This window comes from Pontibacter sp. E15-1, assembly GCF_022601975.1.
Lineage (GTDB): Bacteria > Bacteroidota > Bacteroidia > Cytophagales > Hymenobacteraceae > Pontibacter.
In genome coordinates, this window is the sequence record NZ_JAKVIR010000008.1 from 136,164 (window position 1) to 156,414 (window position 20,251).

Below are 20,251 nucleotides of genomic sequence, written 5' to 3' on the forward strand. Positions count from 1 at the left end.
CCAGAGGCTGTACAAGAGAACGTACGGCCTCTCGCGTTTATACCCCATCCGTTTTGCTGCTCCCCCACCAGTGGAAGACAAGGAAATCCTAGACAAATTCGACCAGCCCGAGAGCCGAAACCTGGCCTTTAACCAGCTTGTCCGGAAGTACCAGCAGAAAGTATACTGGCACATCCGCAAGATGGTGATCGACCATGACGATACCGATGACCTGACACAGGAAGTGTTTCTGAAAGTCTGGAAGAACCTGGAGAATTTCCGCCGGGACGCCCAGCTCTATACCTGGATCTACCGCATCGCCACCAACGAGTGCCTCTCTTTTCTGTCCGGCAAAAAGCGCAGGTTCTTCCTGCCCCTCCACGACATTACCGCCGAGCTGACCGAAAAGCTCACCTCCTCCCCCGACATCGCCGGAGACGAAATACAGCTAAAGCTCCAAAAGGCAATTTTGCGCCTGCCCGACAAGCAGCGCCTCGTTTTCAACATGAAGTACTTTGATGAGCTGAAGTATGAGGAAATGTCTGAGATACTGGGAACCTCTGTGGGCGCTTTGAAGGCATCGTACCATATCGCGGTGAAGAAAATAGAAGAATATCTGCAACAGGATTAAACTATAGCACGCGTATTGCATCTAACCCACTGTAGGCAAAACCATGAAAAAGCACTTGAAACTAAGCGATATCCCGAAACACAACATCCACCGGGTCCCGGACGGCTACTTCGACCGACTGCCGCGGCGCATTATGGAGCGTACTGCTATGCAGGAAGAGGTTGCGGGTATACCAGCCTGGCTTGCCCATCTTTCCCGGCCATTGCGTTTTGCCGTTGCCCCGCTTCTGCTTCTCTTTGTGTTTGTGGGTGCTTACCTGTTTGGCACACAGCAGGCATCGCAGCAGATGGACTTTTCCATCGCCGCGCTCACTAACACCGAGATCATGGATTACCTGGACCTCTATGCTCAGGTAGAGACCTCGGACATGGAGGAGTTTGTGGATCTGAATCAAAACCTGACTGCCGAGTTCCTGAACGTGAGCCCTTCCGCCGCCGAAGAGGAACTGTATTACTACCAACTAGACGACCTAGACTATTAATTCACCCATGAAACACTACATCATACTAATCGCCATGTGCTGTGCCCTCACCTTGCCCGCCACTACAGTGCAGGCACAGAGCCACAAGCATGAGCAGCGGGAAAAAGTGGAGGCCGCCAAGGTGGCTTTCCTTACCGACAAAATGGGCCTCACGCCAGAGCAGTCGCAGAAGTTCTGGCCGATCTACAACGAGCATGAGGCCAAGCGCCGCGAGTTGGTCAAAGGCTACCGCATCGACTTTAAGCAGGACATCGACCTCCTGACTGACGCGCAGGTAGAGGCCCGCGTGGCCAAAATATTTGACTTGAAAGAGAAAGAGTTGGCGTTGGATAAAGTATATGCCGAGCGCTACCAGAAAGTCATCACCATCAAACAGCTCGTGAAGATGTACCGCGGCGAGCGGGAGTTTATGAAGCTGCTGCTGCGACGGCTCGACGACAAAAAGCAGAATCAGTAGCAACCTTGAATTCCCATTGTAGCCTTTTAGGTATGAAAGCAAGACAGCACCTCCTGTATGGCTGGCAGCAATGTCACCCATACAGGAGGTGCTGTCTTGCTTGACCATCTACGGCCCTATGCATAGATTGTGCTCAGCTAGGCTTGTTTACACAGAAGCACAAAATCCCCCTCCACTAACGCTACCAAAGCGCAGCGACGTGTCGTGCTCCTGCCTGCTAGAAGCGTGCCCATACCCTCACAAGTATAATTAGCTTAACCTCCGGGGGTAGGGTCCTCTATTTAAACCAAGGCAGCTTTAACACTTTCCTGACCTATAGGCATAGCCTAAACAATGGGATTATGGACTGCGACATCCAGCGGAATTTCTAAAGCCCTAATCGTATAACCGTAAAGCACACATGCTGCACGTATTATACGTTTTAATAGGCATCCAGCAGAAAACTGATGTCATCGCCCGGCTCGAACTCCATTGGCTTCTGGCTTTGCAGGAATACACGGGCAGAAAGCGGGCCTTTTAATTCGATCCGATCGCCTTGCACGCGCAGCATGCTTCCCTCACGCAGCCCTACCACGGGCTGGCGGTTGTGGTGATGGAACTCTGCAATCCGGGTTTCGCGGGTTTCGCCCATGTGCGTGGAACCGGCCACCGGATCCTGGTAATGCGGGTTGATGTTGAAAGGCACCAGTTGCAGCGCATCGAATGTTTTCACGTGCACAATGGGCATGTCGTTCGTTGTCCCGATCGTTTTGCCGGCCACGTTGGTTCCCGCGCTTGTTCCCATATAGGGCATGCCCTTCAGCACGCGTTGCTGCAGCGGCTCCACCAGTTTATGGAGGTATAAATTGCGCAGCAGCACGAACGTGTTCCCGCCGCCGATAAAAACGGCTTCCGCCTCGTTCACCGCTTTCGCGGCATTGTCGTGCTCATGCACGCCGCTAACGCTGATGCCCCATTTCCCGAAGGCCTCGCGCGCCGTGGCCGTGTACTCCTGATGCGAAATACCGCCTGGCCGGGCGTAGGGTATAAACAAAAGGCTGGACTTGCCTGCCAAAAGGGCGTTTACTTCCGCTTCGGCATGCTCGAGGTAGCCGGTGCCGTGCGTGGTAGAGGTGCTGATCAATAAAAGATTTCTGCTCATGCCCAAAATTAGAAATTTTGTTTGAGCGAACGCGAGAATAGCCGCGTAGATTTTGCTGGCTATTGCACAGAGCTTCCTTACTGTTTTTTATTCAGCCGCGCCAGTTGGAGCTTGATTGTTTCGAGGTATGGTTCGAGGTGGGTATAATCTGTGAGCGCACGAACGAGGCCTATACTTTTGAGGTCGTAGAGAAACCAGAGCTCCACGTAAAAGTCGTGCATCCAGTAGAGGTCTATCTTGCACCACCCTTTGATGCGATGGTGCAGATAGCAGCCCTGGGTCAGGACCAGTTCGGCCTGCTCGTGCGGGGGCAGTTTGTTAAAGGCTTGTGCACGTGTTATATCCATTGCTGCAGCGGCAAAAAAAAGGCTGCACGGGGCAGCCTTATACGTGAACGATCATTTTCTTCCTGCCTGCCCCTAGTTCAGGTGCAGGGTGTAGAGTTCAAAGCGCGTGGACGCGAAGCTCCAGTGCGATGACGATGGGTGAATCTCAACCCCGTCCTCGTCGATAATGGTGACGGCAAATCCTTCGCCCTGGTTGAGAGGCTCCGTGAAATGCTTGACAGGGTACACCTTCCCTTCCTCTATCCACTCTTCCGGGTCAAAGGCGGGCATGGTTGCGTCTACGCACTTTGCATAAACGGCCATGTAGCTTGGGGGTATAAATAAATTAACCATAGTAGAATAACTTTCCAGTAAGATAAATAATTCCTGCCAAACAGGAAATCATGTTCGCCCAAAATTTAAGAGCACGTTTAAAACTCAACTTTTTAACTGCAAAAAAGAAATTCAAACATGAGCTAAGCGGGTTAATGACCACCTGTCAAATAACATGCCTTACCTAAATAAAGGCATAAAATGTCAGATTCAAAACTACAACACCCAAAACTTTTCAAAGTTTTGGGATCGGCGCAAACTTTGGCAGCCGCTTTCGTACAGACGCCGTACGTTAAACACAGATTATACTCTCAAACTACAACCTTTGTATATGGAGGCCACTAAAAGCAACCACTACGCCAGCAAAAGAGATACTTTTGAGGTGGCGCCCCGCATCTGGGGACTGAAAACGATCTTCGTAAACATGTTTTTCATTGCGGAGCCCGACGGATCCTGGGTGCTGGTGGATACCGGCGTGCCGGGTTTTGCGGCGAAGATAAAGCGGGCCGCGGCTGCGCTGTTTGGCGAGGGTGCCCGGCCCAGGGCAATACTGCTCACCCACGGCCATTTTGACCATTCGGGCAACGTGAAAGAGCTGGCACGGCACTGGGATGTGCCCGTGTATGCCCATCCGATGGAGTTCCCATACCTGACCGGCCTCTCCAGCTACCCTCCCCCCGACGCGAGCGTGGGCGGTGGGGGCATGGCCTACATGGCCTTCACATACCCTAAACAGCCGATTGACATAAAGCCCTACCTCGAGTTGCTGCCTGACGATGGCTCGGTGCCCGGGCTAGCGGGGTGGCACTGGCTGCACACTCCCGGCCATACCCCCGGCCATGTTTCCTTTTTCAGGGAAGAGGACCGCGTGCTGGTGCTGGGCGATGCGTTTGCCACCCGCGACGCAGCCTCAGCCTTCGCCCTGATTACCGAGAAGCGGAAAGTGCACGGGCCACCCACTTTTTTAACTTCTGACTGGGCTGCCGCGCACCACTCCGTGGAGACTCTCTCGAACCTGAACCCGCAGGTGGCCGCCGCCGGGCACGGCATGCCCATGGTGGGCGACGAGTTGAGAAGGCAACTGGATGACCTGGTTAAGAATTTCTGGGTAGTGGCCGTGCCGCGCACAGGCCGTTATGTGCATGCCCCCGCCGTGGCAGACGAGCGCGGCGTGATATCGGTGCCACCGTCCGTAGACACCTCCATGCCCAAAATACTGGCCGCCGCCGGAGCCCTGGCCCTGGCGGGTCTGGCCCTTACGGCTATGCGCAAACGCAGGAAGGTGAAGGATTCCGCCGGGCACATTTCAGGCAACAGGCCATACTCGCATAACCGCGTGGCCCCGGGCTTGCCCCCAACCGTTGACCCGGACCATGATGACCCAAATGAGCATACCAACAATTACCCGTAAACAGAAAGCGGCCCGGAACTGATGCTCCGGGCCGCTTTCTGTTTACGGATTTTCGACCGCTACTTGTCTTTGTGGTTGGCCCTTCCGGAACCGCTCTTCTTGCCGCCGCCGTCTTGTTTGTTCACGGTGGCCCAGGCGCGTTTCTCAGCTTCCTCATGGTTCACGCCTTTGTCTTCGTAGCTGTCTTCTATGTGTTTTGCTTGTCGCTTCTGCTTATCGGTGTAAGCAGACTTATCTCCTTGTGGCATAATTCCTCCTTCTGCTAATGGTAAAACATATGATCGTTAAGAGCGCTTGCTCCAGCTTTTTCTACGTCCGTTCCCGAATTTTGCTTCCTATATTTCATCAATTTTTTGATCCGGCAAAGTACTCCCTTTGGGTATGTTTTCGGCGTATGTGTTTGCCCGTGCGCAGTCAGCAACGCGGGCCTGCAACAGGGTATACCCTCCCCCCGGTTTATACATACACACAAACTTTAAACCTTTTAACCGGTAGCTGCTTGTGTCTCTATACCCATGTTTTAATTTTGCTCAAACCCCAAAGACCAAAAGCCGATGAATACCCCGAGCGTGTTTAACTGGAGTGGCGGAAAAGACTCCGCCCTGTGCCTGCACCACGTGCTGCAGACCGACACCTACAGTGTGCAGAAATTGCTGACGACTTTGAGCGGCGAAACCCAGCGCGTGAGCATGCACGGCGTGCGCCAGGAGCTGCTGCAACAACAGGCCCTGCAGATCGGTTTGCCGCTGCAGCAGGTATTTCTGCCCGAGAACGCAAGCATGGAAGCCTACAACGCGCTGATGGCCCAAACCATGCGGGCGCAACGACAACAAGGCATCACCCATGCCATTTTCGGGGATATCAACCTGGAGGACCTGCGCCAGTACCGCGAAGCACAACTGGCTGAAGTGGGGATGCAGGCGGTGTTCCCGCTTTGGAACCGGCCCACTGGCGAACTTGTGCTGGAGTTTCTGGACCTTGGATTTCGGGCGGTGGTGGTCTGTGTAAACGAGCGTGTGCTGGACGCATCTTTCGCCGGAAGGCCGTTCGACGCGGACTTTCTGCATGACCTGCCCGCCAACGTGGACCCTGCCGGGGAGAACGGGGAGTTTCATACTTTCGTGTTCGATGGCCCTATTTTCCGGGAGCCAGTCCGGTATACCCTCGGTGAAAGCGTTCGCCGCACCTATACCCCTGCCACCGACGCCGACGACAACTGCTTTAAGCAGGATGACAAACCGGTCTACGACAACGCATTCTGGTTCCGGGACCTGCTGCCGCTGTAGCCCTTTTGCCAAGCGCTGATCTTCCGTTCCGGTTTTTCGTAAAAGAACACTTCAAGACCAATTAACACGCACAAAACTACCAAGCATGAAACAGCGAAGAATAGGACAAAGTGATTTAACCGTGTTCCCGATCGGCCTGGGCACCATGGGCATGTCAGAGTTTTATGGCCAGCCCGATGAGCAGGAATCCATTAAAACTCTGCATACCGCCATCGAAAAAGGAGTGAACTTTATTGACACGGCCGATATGTATGGCATCGGTAAGAATGAGGAGCTCCTGCACAAGGCACTCCACGACAGATGGGACAAGGTGGTGCTGGCCACGAAGTTCGGTTTCGAGCGAGAGCCGGGCACCGGGCGTCGCGTTGGTGTGAACGGCAAGCCGGACTATGTAAAGAAAGCCTGCGAGGCAAGCCTGAAACGATTGGGTCGCGACACCATCGACCTCTACTACCTTCACCGCGTGGACCCGGAAACGCCGATCGAAGACACCATCGGGGCGATGGCTGAGCTGGTAAAAGAGGGCAAGGTGCGCTACGTCGGCATTTCTGAAGCGTCCGGCGATACAATTAAAAAGGCGCATGCCGTGCACCCAATCACCGCGATCCAAAGCGAGTATTCACTGTGGAGCCAGGATGTGGAGGAGACGACCCTGCCCACCTGCCGCGCACTGGGTATCGGCTTCGTGGCCTACAGCCCGCTGGGGCGCGGCTTCCTGACCGGCAGCATCAGGCGCTACGAAGACCTCGACAAGGATGATTACCGCCGCAACTCCCCCCGCTTTATGGGTGACAATTTCCAGAACAATCTGGACCTGGTGAAAAAAGTGGAGCAGATCGCTCAGGAAAAAGGCTGCTCCTCATCGCAGTTGGCGCTAGCCTGGCTGCTGCACCAAGGCGACGACATCTTCCCGATTCCGGGCACAACCAAAGCGAAACACCTGCTCACCAATATAGACGCTGTGAACGTGAACCTGACGCAGGATGATCTGCAACAGCTTGGCAACGTGATGAAAGACATCCACGGCGATCGCTATGATGAAAACGGAATGCGCATGGTGAATGTCTAACGGCAAGCCAGTCCTGTATCCATTTAAAACGGCGGTATGGCAGCTTTCTGAGAGCTGCCATACCGCCGTTTATTTTGCTCCATTTCCCTGAAATCATACCCCTGCCCTGACCTGCTTCAACAAAGCGTCTGCTAATTTTTATACGGCGGTGCTTAATGGCGGTAACAGTTTATACCCATTGCTAAAAATGAAAGAAAGCAAAGCTCAGGCTGCTTTATATATAAAATTCTTTATATTAGCTGCCTCTTTCTTTCAACGAGTTATCCCCAACCAAACAAACTAAAGCCCATTCCATGATCAAGCACCTTATCGGCACCCTCCTACTGGCGGTTTCACTTACCCTTGCCGCCTTCGGGCAGGCCACTACCACTGACGATCTGCTGCAAAAAGGCATCGCACTTTATGATGCAGGGAATTATAAGGGTGCGCTGGAGCAGTATGCGCAAGCCCTCAAACTCGAAGCGAAAAACCCCACAGTCAATTACGAAATCTCGCTGACCTACTTTGCCCTGCAGGATATGCCCAACACAATCCGCTATAGTGATGTGGTGATTAAATCAAAAAATACATCACCCTCCATCAAGGCGCAGGCACTGGTCAACAAAGGCAGCGCTCTGGACATTACAGGCAAATCTGCCGAAGCAATCACAGCATATAGGAAAGCCCTTAAACTGGACCCCTCTTACCAGATGGCTTATTACAATCTCGGCCTGACGCTTTATAATCAAGAAGCATATCGGGAGGCTCAGAACAATTTGATAGAGGCGATACAGCTCAGGCCCAGCCACGCCAGCAGCCATCTTCTTTTGGCGTACACCATGCAGGCGCAACACAATAGGGTGCAGAGTTTACTGGCGTATTACAATTTCCTGTTGCTAGAGCCGAATTCAGAACGGGCCTCCACCGCCTTTCAGGATATGCAGCGCATGCAAAATGAGGGTGTATCCAAAAGTGGCGAAAACACCATACATCTCACGGTACGGCCCGACCAGTTGGAGAATAGCCCTTTTTCGGCGGCAGACCTGCTGCTTTCGGCAATGCAGGCCACCAATATTTCTGATGAAAAAAAGGGAAAATCAGAGGAGGAGCTCTTTTACAATAACACAGCGTCTTTTTTCAGTATCTTAAAGGAGCTGAAGAAAGAAGAACAAGGCTTCTGGTGGAGCTACTATGTGGATTTCTTCCATGACATGGATGCGCAGGGAAATACGGAAGCATTCTGCTACTACATTGGCCAGAGCGAGGCCGCAAAGAAATGGGAAGCCAAGCACCCTGAAAAGATAAATGAACTCGCCAGTTGGTATAAAACTTACAAAAGGTAAACCTTAACCCACAGTAGCCATACCCCACAAAGAGACAGTCAACTTTCACACACTGTCTCTTTCGGCCATTCTTGTTACCTTTGCACCATGGTTTCACAAAGACAGCTGTTCCTGCAGCACGTAGCGCAGACTTCGGATTTTCCGTTGATGATCGAGATTGAGAAAGCGGAAGGGGTATACATGTATGGCCAGGAAGGTCAGCGCTACCTCGACCTGATTTCGGGGATCGGGGTGAGCAACGTGGGGCACCGCCACCCGCGCGTGATCAAGGCCATACACGAGCAGCTCGACAAGTACATGCACCTGATGGTATACGGCGAGTTCGTGCAGGCCCCGCAGGCCCGATTGGCGCACGCGCTCAGCACCACCCTGCCCCCATCACTCAATAATACCTATCTGCTGAATTCCGGCACCGAGGCGGTGGAGGGAGCCCTGAAGCTGGCCAAGCGCTATACCGGACGGACAGAGCTCATTTCCTGCTTCAATGCCTACCACGGCTCCACACAGGGAGCCCTTTCCATGAACGGGAGCGAAAGCTTTAAAAACGCGTTCCGGCCCTTGCTGCCGGATGTGCGCCATATCCGGTATAACGCGCTAAAGGATCTGGAGCATATAACCGCGCGCACCGCTGCCGTTCTGATCGAGACGGTGCAGGGCGAAGGCGGGGTGCGGGTACCAGAGAATGACTACCTGCAACAGCTGCGCGCCCGCTGCACGGAAACCGGAACGCTGCTGATCCTCGACGAAATTCAATGCGGCTTCGGCCGCACGGGCACGTTCTGGGCGTTTGAACAGTTTGGGATTGTGCCCGATATTCTGGTATGCGCCAAGGGTATGGGGGGCGGCATGCCGATCGGTGCCTTCATCGCGCCGCAGGAAATCATGGCTGCCTTCAAAACCGAACCGATACTGGGCCACTGCACCACCTTTGGGGGGCATCCGGTAAGTTGTGCTGCCTCGCTGGCCACGCTGCAGGTGATACAGGAAGAAAACCTGACGGCAGGAGTGCACGAAAAAGCGGCTCTTTTCAGGCAGCTTCTCGTGCACCCGCGCATCAAGGAGATCCGGAACCAAGGGCTGCTGATGGCGGCCGAGTTCGAGTCGTTTGAGGTGCTGAAGGCCGTGATAGACCGGGCCATCGAAAACGGCGTGCTGACCGACTGGTTCCTGTTCTGCGACAACTCCATGCGCATTGCGCCGCCCCTTGTGATCACGGAGGAGGAGATAAAAGAAGCCTGCGCCATTATCCTGCGTTCGATTGACGAGGCGGTGGGCAGCTGAATCCGGTAGGCTGTTTCTTTCCGTCAGCGGAGCATGAACCTGCTTCCCTCATACAGGGCGCCTAACTGACTGGTGGTATACAGCACTATTTTTCCAACAATTGATCCATCCGTCTGCGCCACTTGTACGTAAAAGCCCGAAGCTGCACTTGAGCCAAAGGGTTGCTAAATCTGGACTTTTATGGAAATAGCCCTTGTGCTGACACTGCTGGTGATTGCAGTGGTACTTTTTGCGACAGAGAAACTCTCGATCGAAATTGTCACGCTGCTCATGCTCATCATACTGGCCAGCACGCGCATCATCACTGCCGAAGAAGCCTTTGCCGGACTCAGCAGCGACTTCATCATCATCATCGCCTCCATCTTTATACTGAGTGCCGCGTTGCAGGAAACCGGCATTCTCGATTTTGCCGTGGTCAGCCTTGTCCGGCTGGCGCACAGAAGCTCGCACCTCATGCTTTTTGTCGTGATGGTGGTAACAGGCATTGTCTCGGCGTTCATGAACAACACCACCGTCACGGCCATGTTTGTGACGCCGCTGGTTGGCTTGTCGAAGCGCATCAACACCAGCGCGTCTAAACTGCTGATGCCGCTCGCTTTTGCCGCGATCCTGGGTGGCACCTGCACACTCATCGGCACCTCCACCAACGTGGCCGTGAGCGGGTATATCGCCAAAACCGGCCTCGCCCCGATTGGGCTCTTCGAGATTTCCGGTATCGGCTTTGCCATTTTCGCTGTGGGCCTGGTGTATATGATGACGATCGGGCAGCGCCTGCTGCCCAACCGCGACGACCAAGAACTGACTGAGGAGTATAAACTGCAGAAATACCTGACCGAGATTGTGGTGCTGCCCGATTCGCCTTTGGTGGGACAGCTGGTTTTCGCCTCCGACCTGACCTCCCTCAACTTCCGGATCCTGAACATTATCCAGGGAAAGGATAACTTCCTGCCCGATTTCCGAACCCGTATCATGGCAAATGATGTGCTGCTGGTGGAAGGCGACCTGGACAACCTGATGAAAGTGAAGGAAACCAAGGGCATCCAGATCATGGCTGATGTCATCCTGAAGAAAGACCTGCAGACCGATGTCATCCGGCTGGCGGAGATGATGGTGGTGCGGCAGTCGGACCTGATCAACAAGACGGTGAAGGAGGCTAACTTCCTGCAGCGGTATGGCTTGGTGGTGATCGCGATCTCCAGACACGGCGAGACGCTGCGAACCAAAATCGGCAGCATCCGCCTGCAACTCGGTGACCTGCTGCTGGTGCAGGGCTCCTCAGAAAGGCTGAACCAGCTACGCAACTCCAGCAATGTGGCCCTGCTCGGCGAGTTTGAGCCGGTCCTGTTCAAAAAGCGGAAAGGCATTATCGCCATCAGCTGCTTTGTGGTGGCCATCCTGCTGGGCACACTCAAGCTGTTGCCGCTTTCCATCGCCTTTCTGCTGGCCGCCATCTGCACGATTCTCTTTCGCTGCATCAGCTCCAACAAAGCATACGCAGCCATCGATTTTCGCCTGTTGATCCTGATCGGGGGCATGACGGCCTTCGGCACCGCCATGGAAAACTCGGGCGCAGCCGACTTTCTGGCGCAGGGCATCGTCGACTTTTTGGGGCCGATGGGCAAAATGGCTGTATTGGCTGGCTTCGTTATCCTGACAGTGTTGCTCACGCAGCCCATGTCGAACGCGGCGGCGGCGCTGGTGGTGGCCCCCGTCGCTCTGCGGGCTGCCGTAGAGCTTGGCGCCGACCCAAGGGCTTTCGCCATTGCCATCATGCTGGCGGCCTCCGTGTCGCTGGTCACGCCCTTTGAGCCTGCCTGTATCCTGGTATATAGCCCCGGCAAGTATAAGTTCAGAGACTTTATCCAGATCGGCACGCCGCTCACCATACTGCTCATTGTCGTGATCCTGCTACTGGTGCCTGTGTTCTGGCCTTTGTAACCGCTATACCTGCATTGCAGTAGTATAAGGGACGAACTCATACCATAAAATGAAAAACAAGCTATACCTCCTTGCCCTGGCCTGCGCCGCCTTTTCCTGTGGTCCCAAAAACGAAGAAGTGACGGAAGAGCAGGTTACACTCAGCCCGACCGACGAAGCGCTGGACTCTATTGTGGACACACGCAAGGATGCCTTGCAGACTGACGAGAACGAAACGAATCCTACCCTGCCCCTTCCGCCAGAAGTGATGGGATTGCTTACACAGCAATACACCGGCTGGGCACAACCGGAGCTGACCAGCGAAGCGAAGGAACAGGCTGAAAACCACGAGCAGGGCCCCATGATCGTGCGCGGCGACTTTGACGGGGATACCCGCCAGGACGTGGCGCTGCAACTCAGCCAAAACGACCAGCTTATTATTGTGGCTGCGCTCCAGCGCCAGGAAGGCATCTATACCTTACAGAAACTAAAGCAGGATATCCTGTTCAATGACCGGGGGAAACTAAAGAGCATGTATTACCTCTATGCTGTAGAAGAAGGGGAAAAACTGCGGAACGAGCAGACAATGACTGAAACGGAGGCCCCTTACAAAGCGATTGGAATTGGAATTGAGGGAAACGACACCGTCTACCTATACGACAACGGCACATTTGGCACATTCAGCCGTGTGGAGTAGCCTTTTTTACAAAGTATATAACGTGACCTCGGGAATATAGCGGTTATTTCAAAACTCGAATCCCGTTTTTTTATAGCTTGCTTTGCGCTCCACGCCTGGGGTAGGGGCCCTTCTTAAGCTGGGGCGCGTTTTCCCGCTCGGCACTGTATACATTTTCTGCCTAACGGCTGCCACTGACGTGGCACCGGAAAGATACAAATAGAGGGCCCCTACCCCCGGTGCCTCCCGGAAAAACTGGGAATCATTTTGCCCTGATTTAGCTAAATTATTTATACAAACCAGAAAACTTATTTGAAAGCAGGTTAACGTATAGCGATTAACAGGTTCACGTTATGTAGGTCAGTAAGTATAACGACCCTATCTATACCTTTATGTCGGTGCGAGGCGGATTGAACCCTTGTTACGAATGCCTTAATATTAGGGTCATACCGTTTATATCCCCTTATACCCACCCGGTAAACAGGCGTTTTGTTAAGTTGATTAGGAACCTGATGCCTGAATGGCACTAAGTTGACGATACGCCGCTACTGCTTTTAGTTAATAGAAATAGAGCCCGTCCCGTAAAAAAACGACGTACAGCGCCACAAAGAACAGTATCAGTATGCCGGCTCCAAAAGCCAGCCTACCCGTAAACACTGTGTAATAGCGAGCGAGCGGGAGTTGCACCTTGTAGCGGTGCGTGTAGAACATAAAGAAGGAAAGTGTAAACAGCAAACTGACGAACCAAAAAGCGCCAAAGCGAATCAGGAACTGCAATGGCAGCCTGTGGCGCATGGTATGCATGAGGTATTCTTCCCGAGCCAGGAAATAGAAACTCAGGAACATGAGCAACGCGGCATGCAGCATTAACAGGCACAGGCTGTAGTACCGGGTGTTCTGTGTCATAGGTTAGTAGTTCAGGAACGACTGCGCTTCCTGCTTGATGTTGTCGCGGCTCAGGCCGTCCTTCACGCCCATCGAAATTTTACGCACCAGCACCCCTACAATTGTCTTCTTGAAACCGAGCCGGGCCGCCATGTTGATACAGAAGTCCATCTCGTTCTCATCCACGATGCCGTCAGCCAGCATCATCTCCACCAGGTCGTAAATTTGGTCGAAGCGCTCCGAGTCGTTGGCAGGGAGCTGCGGCTCTACGTTGGCCGAATTCGAGACCAGGTTCCGCACATCGGCTGCCTTCATGCCATACCTTTTGCCAATCGAAACGATGTAATTCATTTCCGTTGGGTCCAGGTGCCCGTCGATTTTAGCCAACGCGCCCAAGTTAGTAATGTGGCTCTTTAGCCTCTTTGTTTCTTCGCTCTCAAAAAAACCGAACATATGCTGCCAATAAATTATAGATTATTTAATTCGCCTGTTATTGTGCTAAAACTTTACTTTATGCTAAATTGCGATCTTATGCGCACCGTGTAAGGACAATTGTAATGCGTACCGCAAGAAGTAAAGAGCTGTGATTCGCTATTGCATACGATTTTCTGTTTTTAAGGTCGTGCTTTTGGGGCTTTTTTTAAAAGGCCGCGCAAAGCATTGCTCCAGCAAAAAATAAACCTCCCTCACTAAGCGTAAATTAACAACGACACGCTTGAAAAACAACAGTAAAAATTTAAACCTAACACATCACTCCTCCATGAAAAAAATTGGCGTATTCACTTCCGGCGGTGATGCTCCAGGCATGAACGCCTGTATCAGAGCAATTGTCAGAACTGCTGTATATCATGGTATAGAAGTATACGGAATCAGACGCGGCTACAACGGCATGATAAAAGGGGAGATCTCTAAACTAGAGTCTTACTCTGTAAGTAACATCATCCAGAAAGGCGGCACGATCCTGCGGTCGGCCCGCAGCAAGGAGTTCATGACGAAAGAAGGACGCAAGGCGGCTTACGACCAGCTCAAGAACCTAGGCATCGAAGGCCTGGTAGCCATTGGCGGGGACGGTACCTTCACCGGGGCCAACATCTTCTTTGAGGAGTATGGCATCCCGACCATCGGCGCGCCCGGCACCATCGACAACGACTTGTACGGCACGGACTATACCATCGGCTACGACACGGCCGTGAACACGGCCCTCGACGCCATCGACAAGATCAGGGACACGGCGGACAGCCACGACCGCGTGTTCTTTATCGAGGTGATGGGCCGCGACTCGGGCTACATTGCCATACCCTGCGCCATTGGCGGCGGGGCCGAAATCGTGATGATCCCGGAGACAGACACCAGCATCGACTACGTGGTGGACACCCTGCGCACCGGCTGGAGCCGCTCCAAGACATCCTTCATCGTGATCATAGCGGAGGGGGACGAAGAAGGCAGCGCCACCGAGGTTGCCAGCAAAGTGCAGGAGGCATTGCCCCACATGGATGCGCGCGTAACCATACTCGGCCACGTGCAGCGCGGCGGTTCTCCCACTGCGGCAGACCGCATGCTGGCAAGCCAACTTGGTATCGCCTGCGTGGAAGGACTGCTGGCCGGGCGCCAGAACGAGATGGCCGGCATCATAAACTCCGAGCTGATCTATACCCCTTTCATCGATACCATTACCAAAGACAAGCCGATCAACCCGGAGTTTATCAATATGGTGAACATCCTTTCCAGCTGATACTCTGTCCGAGACAAGGCTCTCCTTTACCCTTCTCTTAAATTTTATACTTCTGTGGCTTAATGGCCCAGGAGTATAAAATAAAACAATACTATCTCCCTTTTCTGCCACATGCTGGCAAGAAAATACTCCTGATTTTTGATTTTACTTAATCATTTCAAAACATCCTATCTATCTCAGGGTATTTGCGTAAAAGCAGAGCGAACTAAAGTTGCACTGCTATCAATTCTACAAGTCATACAGCACGTCTCATCTTGAAAGTCATCCTATGGCCGCTAGCGATCATAGTCGGACTTCTCATACTTATTATCATTGCCCTGCAGTTTCAGCGGGTACAGACATTCCTGGCACAGAAAGGCGCGGATTACCTGGAGAACACCCTGGGTACCCGCGTGGATATCGGGGGATTCACCACCGACTGGCGCAATACCCTCGTGCTAAAGGGCGTCTATGTGGAGGATCAGCAGCAGGACACCCTCTGGTATAGCGAGCGCCTCGGCGTGGACATGGCCATACTCTCGCTGATAAGCGGAGAGGTGAACATCAGCAAGGTAGACCTCGACAACGCCACCCTCAAGCTGCACATCCGGGAGGACAGCACTTCCAACTTTGATTTTATCATGGCCGCATTTGCCACCGACACGGCCGCTGTTGCCGCCCAACCAGCTGACACCGCCGCGTCTATGCCCATCTCACTGGGCATCATCAACTTCGATAATGTGTATGTTGTGTTTCAGGATGAGGCAGGCGGTAATTTTATTAAAACGCGCGTGGGCCAACTCACCACCACCATGGACGAGATGGACCTGGACAAGCAGCGCTACCTGATAGACGAGATAAAGCTGGCCAACACCTGGGTGAATTACGAGCAGACAAAACTGCCGCCGCCAGACACTGCCGCCACAGAACCCCTCGACATGGACTTTGGGCTGAACCGCCTGGCCCTGGAAAACATTCGCGTGAAATACCTCAGCCGCCCCGCAGATCAGCGCATCGAACTGGAACTGGGCGAGGCAGAAGTAGTTTCTGACAACATTGACCTGAAAGCGGCACGCGTGGACCTGGCGAGCTTTATGCTCCATGACACCAACCTGAAGTACGTGCAGGATAAGTTCAAGCCCGTGGACTCCCTGGCCGTGAACCCGGCCCGGACTGTGGAGAACCTGGACAAATCTGTGGAGGAGACGGCTGGCCAGCCCATGGACTGGGTGGTGACGCTGGGCGAACTGGACGTGGCCCAACTGGCAGTCGCGTTCGACAACTTCAACGCTGCGGCACAGCCCAAGGGTATGGATTACGACCACCTGCTCTTTAAAGAGATTAACATGCAGGCGCAGGACATTAAGTATAGCCTGAACCAAACCAGGATGGGGCTGAACCAGCTGACGCTGCAGGAGAGAAGCGGTTTCCGGCTGGAGAACTTCAAAGCCCTGATTGCCTTTGACTCCACCAGCGCCAGTCTCCGCAACCTCGACCTCAAAACAGGCAACAGCCAACTGCAGAACGGCATCGCCCTGACCTACCCTTCCATCGACGCCCTGACCGAAAACCCGGAGCAGGTCGGGCTCGATATTGATATCAACAACAGTTACATCGGTATGCAGGACGTGCTGTATTTTGTTCCCGATCTCACGCAGAACCCGTCCTTTAAAAGTATTGCCAACTCCACCGTAAACGTGACGGCCCGCGCTGAGGGCAAGCTGGACAACGTGCAAGTGCGCACCCTGCAGCTAAAAGGCCTGCAAGGCACCAACGTGGATGTCAGTGGAACGGTGCGAAACGGTATGGACCCCGATAACCTGTATCTTGATCTGGATATAAACCGGTTTGCGACCACCCGCACCGATATACTGGCCCTCTCGCCGGCTGGCACCATTCCACCGGACTTCAGGGTGCCGCCCCAGCTTAGCATGACGGGCAACTATACCGGAAGCCTGACCGCCTTTGACGCCACCGCAGATCTGCGCACCTCGTTCGGAAACCTGAACGCCGTGGTGGACATGGGGGCCAACGAGAGCTTTAACGCTACCGTGAAGTCTGGCGGGTTCGACCTGCAGCAACTGTTCACCGACAGCCTGGGCCTGGGCAAAGTGGCGCTCGTGGCAAAGGCCAGCGGCACCGGCCTGACACCGGAAACCATGCGAGCAAACATACAGGCGCAGGTGCAGCGCTTCGACTACAACAAGTATACCTACAACGACATCGACCTGCGCGCCAGCATCGACAGGAATGTGTATGACGTGAAAGCCACGGCCAAGGATGAGAACCTTGCTTTTGACCTGACCGGAAACTTTAACCTGCGCGACACGCAGCAGCCCGCTTATACCTTTAACCTGGACCTGCAGGGCGCAGACCTGCAGGCGCTCAACTTCTACCCGGACCCTCTTGCCGTGCAGGGGCAATTGGAAGGGCGTTTTACAGGGGCAGACGCCAACACGCTGAGTGGTACGATGAATGGGCAGAGACTGGTGGTGCGCCACAAAGAGGTAACCTACCCGATCGACACCTTGCAACTCAAGCTGCTGCAGTCCGGAGAAATGGCCGAACTGGACCTGAACTCGGATTTAGCCGATGCCAGGTTGCGTTTTGCGAACTCGTTGGCCACGTTCCCGACTGCTTTGCAGAAGCATTTCTCTAACTACCTCGACCTGCAACCCGACGTGCCATACCCTGCCAATACAAACCTCCAGGATTTCACATTCTCCATGCAGCTCAAGAAGACGCTGCTTATCAGTTCTTTCGTGCCGGGCCTCACCCAGCTTCAGATCGACAACCCGATCACCGGCTCCTTCAACGGAAACACAAAACAGCTGGTGGTAGACGGCACCGTGAACAGCATCGTGTATACCGATTACAAACTGAGTGGCCTGGACCTGAAGGTGAGCGGAAACAAGGAGCAACTGGGGTATAGCCTGAACTTGCGCCGCCTTGTTTCGCCTTCGCTGCAGGCAAACAACGTCTCGCTGGACGGTGCAGCCCGCGACAATGACCTGACCGTTCGGCTGGCCGTGGCCGGAGATACTACGCAAAAAGAGCGGTTTGTGATTGGCGGCTTGCTCAACAGCCTGGGCCGTGGCTACCGCTTCGCGTTTAACCCCGAACAACTCGTGATAAACGGCGACCAGTGGACGGTACCGCAGGACAACTACCTGCAATTTGACACAAACTTACTCTACGCCAACAACATCAAGCTACAGCGGAACGACATGTCGCTGGCCCTCAACAGCATTGGCCCCGTGGCTCCGAATGCTCCACTGCAAGTGACCTTCAGCAATTTCGACATCGGCTATATCATGCAGACCTTCCAGCAGCAGGACAGCCTGATTGCCGGAGTCATCGACGGGGAGGCAACGCTGCGCGATATTATGAGCGATGCCCCTGCCTTTACCTCAGACCTGACAGTGGCGGACTTCGCCTATGAGGGCACGCCTCTTGGCGATATCGCCCTGATTGCCAGCAGTGCGCCAGGCAACCGCTACAACATCGAAGCCCGCCTGACAGACAATGGCAACCAGATGCTGATCAACGGATTCGTGGAGACACAGCCCAATGCCACGCTCCTGAATTTGGATGCCAACATCGGCAGCCTGAACCTGAAAGCACTGCAGGGCTTTACGGCGGGTATGGTAGAGGATATGGACGGCCGGGCAACCGGAAAGTTCCGCATCACGGGCACTCTCGATGACCCTGACATCATAGGCCAACTGAACTTCAATCAGGCGCAGTTCAGGATTACCATGCTTGGCTCACTGTACCGCCTCCAGGACGAACGCATCGACTTTAACACGTCCGGCATCAGCTTCCCGAACTTTACAATGACCGACTCCATCGGCAACGACCTGACGGTGAACGGCAACATCCTGACGCAGAATTACCTGGAGTATACCTTCGACCTGAAAGTGAATGCGGACCGGTTCCTGGCCCTCAACTCCACGGCGCAGGACAACGATCTGTTTTACGGAACCCTCTACGTGAATGCCGATGCCAGCATCACAGGCGACATGGTGGAGCCCGTGGTGGATGTTGATGTAAGCGTGCTGGATAACTCCAACTTCACTGCCGTTATACCTGCAGACGAGGCGGGCGCAGCCGAGCGCGACGGCACCGTGGAATTTGTCAACCTTAACGAATCCCTCACCGCGATTATCGGGAGCCAGGAAGAGGCCGACTCAGCCCAGACCGCAGGTTTTGTGGGAGTTGATATGCGGGCCAGGATCCGGGTAACAGACCAGGTGCCGATCACCATCGTGATCGACCCAATTACGGGCGACAACCTGGTGGTGCGCGGCACCGCAGACCCGTTGGTGATCGGTGTCCGGCCGAGCGGCGAGATCAACATGACCGGGCGCTACACGATTTCCGAAGGAAAGTATAGCATGGATTTTTACGACCTGGCCTCGCGTGAGCTTGATATTGCTGAGGGCAGTTACATCAACTGGACCGGCGACCCCCTGCAGGCTAACATGAGCATCAAGGCCATTTATACCGTAGAGGCAGCGCCGATGGAACTGGTGGCCTCGCAAATGGGGGGAGAGCTTCCTTCTGTGCTCCGCAACCAGGTGCCGTTTAATGTATTCGTAAATGTGGATGGGGATATCCTCACGCCGGAAATCAGTTTTGACATTCAGCTGCCAGAGGATGAGCAGGGTAAGGTGCCGTCGCAGGTAGTGGCCAGTCTGGGCAACCTGCGCCAAGACGAGTCGGAGCTGAACAAGCAGGTGTTTGCCTTGCTTGTGCTCCAGCGCTTTCTGGCACCTGACCCGCTCAGCAGTTCGGGCGGGGGTGGCTTTGAGGCCTCGGCACGAAACAGCCTGAGCCAGGTGATGTCGGACCAGCTGAACCAACTCACCAACCGTTACGCCGGCGGGCTGGGTTTGGAGCTGGGCGTGGACTCCTATCAGGACTATTCCTCGGGCTCTGGCCAAAACCGCACGGACCTGAACGTGGCCCTGCGCCAGCAGTTCCTCAACGACCGCCTGACCGTGCGCGTGGGTACAGACATCGGGCTGGAGGGCGGAAACCAGGGCGGCGGCCAAAGCAACACCATGAGCGGCTTCGGCGGCGATATCTCCGTAGAGTACTCTCTGACAGAAGACGGCCGCCTGCGCGTGAAAGGCTTCCAACGCAACCAATATGAGGGCGTGCTGGAAGGCGGCGATGTGCGGGCCACAGGCGCATCGCTCATATTTGTGCGCGACTACAACAACTTCTCCGACCTGTTCCGCGACATGGAAAGCCGTATCGCCCGCGAGGCCGAAAGACGCAAGGAGGAAAGTGAAAAACTAAGAACACAAAACAGCAACCAATAATCCATGATATACCCA

Annotated in this window: 18 protein-coding genes; 12 read left to right on the top strand and 6 right to left on the bottom strand. The window is 54.2% G+C overall.

Annotated elements, in window-relative coordinates; all coding sequences use genetic code 11:
* The first annotated feature begins 70 nt into the window (after nucleotides 1-70).
* The 3 genes from MKJ04_RS07285 to MKJ04_RS07295 are packed head-to-tail and all read left to right on the top strand — an operon-like array spanning nucleotide 71 to nucleotide 1,548.
* Nucleotides 71-610: an RNA polymerase sigma factor gene (locus MKJ04_RS07285; RefSeq protein ID WP_241640928.1), complete on the top strand. Its 540-nt coding sequence runs from the start codon at nucleotides 71-73 to the stop codon at nucleotides 608-610.
* 43 nt (nucleotides 611-653) lie between these two features.
* Nucleotides 654-1,091, top strand: coding sequence for a hypothetical protein (locus tag MKJ04_RS07290; protein WP_241640929.1), 438 nt, complete (start codon nucleotides 654-656; stop codon nucleotides 1,089-1,091).
* A 7-nt stretch (nucleotides 1,092-1,098) separates the two neighbouring features.
* On the top strand, nucleotides 1,099-1,548 hold the full coding sequence (locus MKJ04_RS07295; RefSeq protein ID WP_241640930.1) for a hypothetical protein: 450 nt from the start codon (nucleotides 1,099-1,101) through the stop codon (nucleotides 1,546-1,548).
* 421 nt (nucleotides 1,549-1,969) lie between these two features.
* On the opposite strand, the gene pepE is transcribed toward MKJ04_RS07295, so the two are convergent.
* From pepE to MKJ04_RS07310, 3 genes are all read right to left on the bottom strand, one after another.
* The gene (pepE, locus tag MKJ04_RS07300; protein WP_241640931.1) at nucleotides 1,970-2,689 is read right to left on the bottom strand and encodes a dipeptidase PepE; all 720 of its coding nucleotides are present in this window, start codon (nucleotides 2,687-2,689) and stop codon (nucleotides 1,970-1,972) included.
* Between the two features lie 77 nt (nucleotides 2,690-2,766).
* Entirely contained in the window at nucleotides 2,767-3,036 is a 270-nt protein-coding gene (locus MKJ04_RS07305) for a hypothetical protein (RefSeq protein WP_241640932.1), read from the bottom strand.
* 72 nt (nucleotides 3,037-3,108) lie between these two features.
* A complete protein-coding gene (locus tag MKJ04_RS07310) occupies nucleotides 3,109-3,339 on the bottom strand; it encodes a hypothetical protein (protein WP_241640933.1) in 231 nt (76 codons plus the stop codon).
* Nucleotides 3,340-3,679: 340 nt separating this feature from the next.
* Between MKJ04_RS07310 and MKJ04_RS07315 the strand changes: the two genes are divergently transcribed.
* Nucleotides 3,680-4,759: an MBL fold metallo-hydrolase gene (locus MKJ04_RS07315; protein WP_241640934.1), complete on the top strand. Its 1,080-nt coding sequence runs from the start codon at nucleotides 3,680-3,682 to the stop codon at nucleotides 4,757-4,759.
* A 59-nt stretch (nucleotides 4,760-4,818) separates the two neighbouring features.
* Here the strand turns inward: MKJ04_RS07315 and MKJ04_RS07320 are convergent, their stop codons facing one another.
* Nucleotides 4,819-5,007, bottom strand: a complete 189-nt coding sequence (locus tag MKJ04_RS07320) for a hypothetical protein (protein WP_241640935.1) — start codon at nucleotides 5,005-5,007, stop codon at nucleotides 4,819-4,821.
* A 306-nt stretch (nucleotides 5,008-5,313) separates the two neighbouring features.
* On the opposite strand from MKJ04_RS07320, the gene MKJ04_RS07325 reads away from it, so the two are divergent.
* From MKJ04_RS07325 to MKJ04_RS07350, 6 genes are all read left to right on the top strand, one after another.
* On the top strand, nucleotides 5,314-6,045 hold the full coding sequence (locus MKJ04_RS07325; RefSeq protein WP_241640936.1) for a diphthine--ammonia ligase: 732 nt from the start codon (nucleotides 5,314-5,316) through the stop codon (nucleotides 6,043-6,045).
* A gap of 85 nt (nucleotides 6,046-6,130) precedes the next feature.
* The gene (locus tag MKJ04_RS07330) at nucleotides 6,131-7,114 is read left to right on the top strand and encodes an aldo/keto reductase (RefSeq protein WP_241640937.1); all 984 of its coding nucleotides are present in this window, start codon (nucleotides 6,131-6,133) and stop codon (nucleotides 7,112-7,114) included.
* Between the two features lie 293 nt (nucleotides 7,115-7,407).
* On the top strand, nucleotides 7,408-8,436 hold the full coding sequence (locus tag MKJ04_RS07335) for a tetratricopeptide repeat protein (protein WP_241640938.1): 1,029 nt from the start codon (nucleotides 7,408-7,410) through the stop codon (nucleotides 8,434-8,436).
* An 87-nt stretch (nucleotides 8,437-8,523) separates the two neighbouring features.
* A complete protein-coding gene (locus MKJ04_RS07340) occupies nucleotides 8,524-9,717 on the top strand; it encodes an aspartate aminotransferase family protein (RefSeq protein WP_241640939.1) in 1,194 nt (397 codons plus the stop codon).
* A gap of 180 nt (nucleotides 9,718-9,897) precedes the next feature.
* Nucleotides 9,898-11,655 (top strand): SLC13 family permease, encoded by a 1,758-nt coding sequence (locus tag MKJ04_RS07345; protein ID WP_241640940.1) that lies wholly within the window; start codon nucleotides 9,898-9,900, stop codon nucleotides 11,653-11,655.
* Nucleotides 11,656-11,704: 49 nt separating this feature from the next.
* Complete coding sequence (locus MKJ04_RS07350) at nucleotides 11,705-12,331, top strand: hypothetical protein (protein WP_241640941.1); 627 nt, start codon at nucleotides 11,705-11,707, stop codon at nucleotides 12,329-12,331.
* Nucleotides 12,332-12,868: 537 nt separating this feature from the next.
* On the opposite strand, the gene MKJ04_RS07355 is transcribed toward MKJ04_RS07350, so the two are convergent.
* Together MKJ04_RS07355 and MKJ04_RS07360 are read right to left on the bottom strand one after the other, a co-directional pair.
* The gene (locus MKJ04_RS07355) at nucleotides 12,869-13,216 is read right to left on the bottom strand and encodes a hypothetical protein (RefSeq protein ID WP_241640942.1); all 348 of its coding nucleotides are present in this window, start codon (nucleotides 13,214-13,216) and stop codon (nucleotides 12,869-12,871) included.
* Nucleotides 13,217-13,219: 3 nt separating this feature from the next.
* Nucleotides 13,220-13,582, bottom strand: coding sequence for a TerB family tellurite resistance protein (locus MKJ04_RS07360; RefSeq protein WP_241640943.1), 363 nt, complete (start codon nucleotides 13,580-13,582; stop codon nucleotides 13,220-13,222).
* A 373-nt stretch (nucleotides 13,583-13,955) separates the two neighbouring features.
* On the opposite strand from MKJ04_RS07360, the gene pfkA reads away from it, so the two are divergent.
* Nucleotides 13,956-14,927 (top strand): 6-phosphofructokinase, encoded by a 972-nt coding sequence (gene pfkA / locus MKJ04_RS07365; protein WP_241640944.1) that lies wholly within the window; start codon nucleotides 13,956-13,958, stop codon nucleotides 14,925-14,927.
* A gap of 254 nt (nucleotides 14,928-15,181) precedes the next feature.
* Nucleotides 15,182-20,236, top strand: a complete 5,055-nt coding sequence (locus tag MKJ04_RS07370) for a translocation/assembly module TamB (protein WP_241640945.1) — start codon at nucleotides 15,182-15,184, stop codon at nucleotides 20,234-20,236.
* Nucleotides 20,237-20,251: the final 15 nt, after the last annotated feature.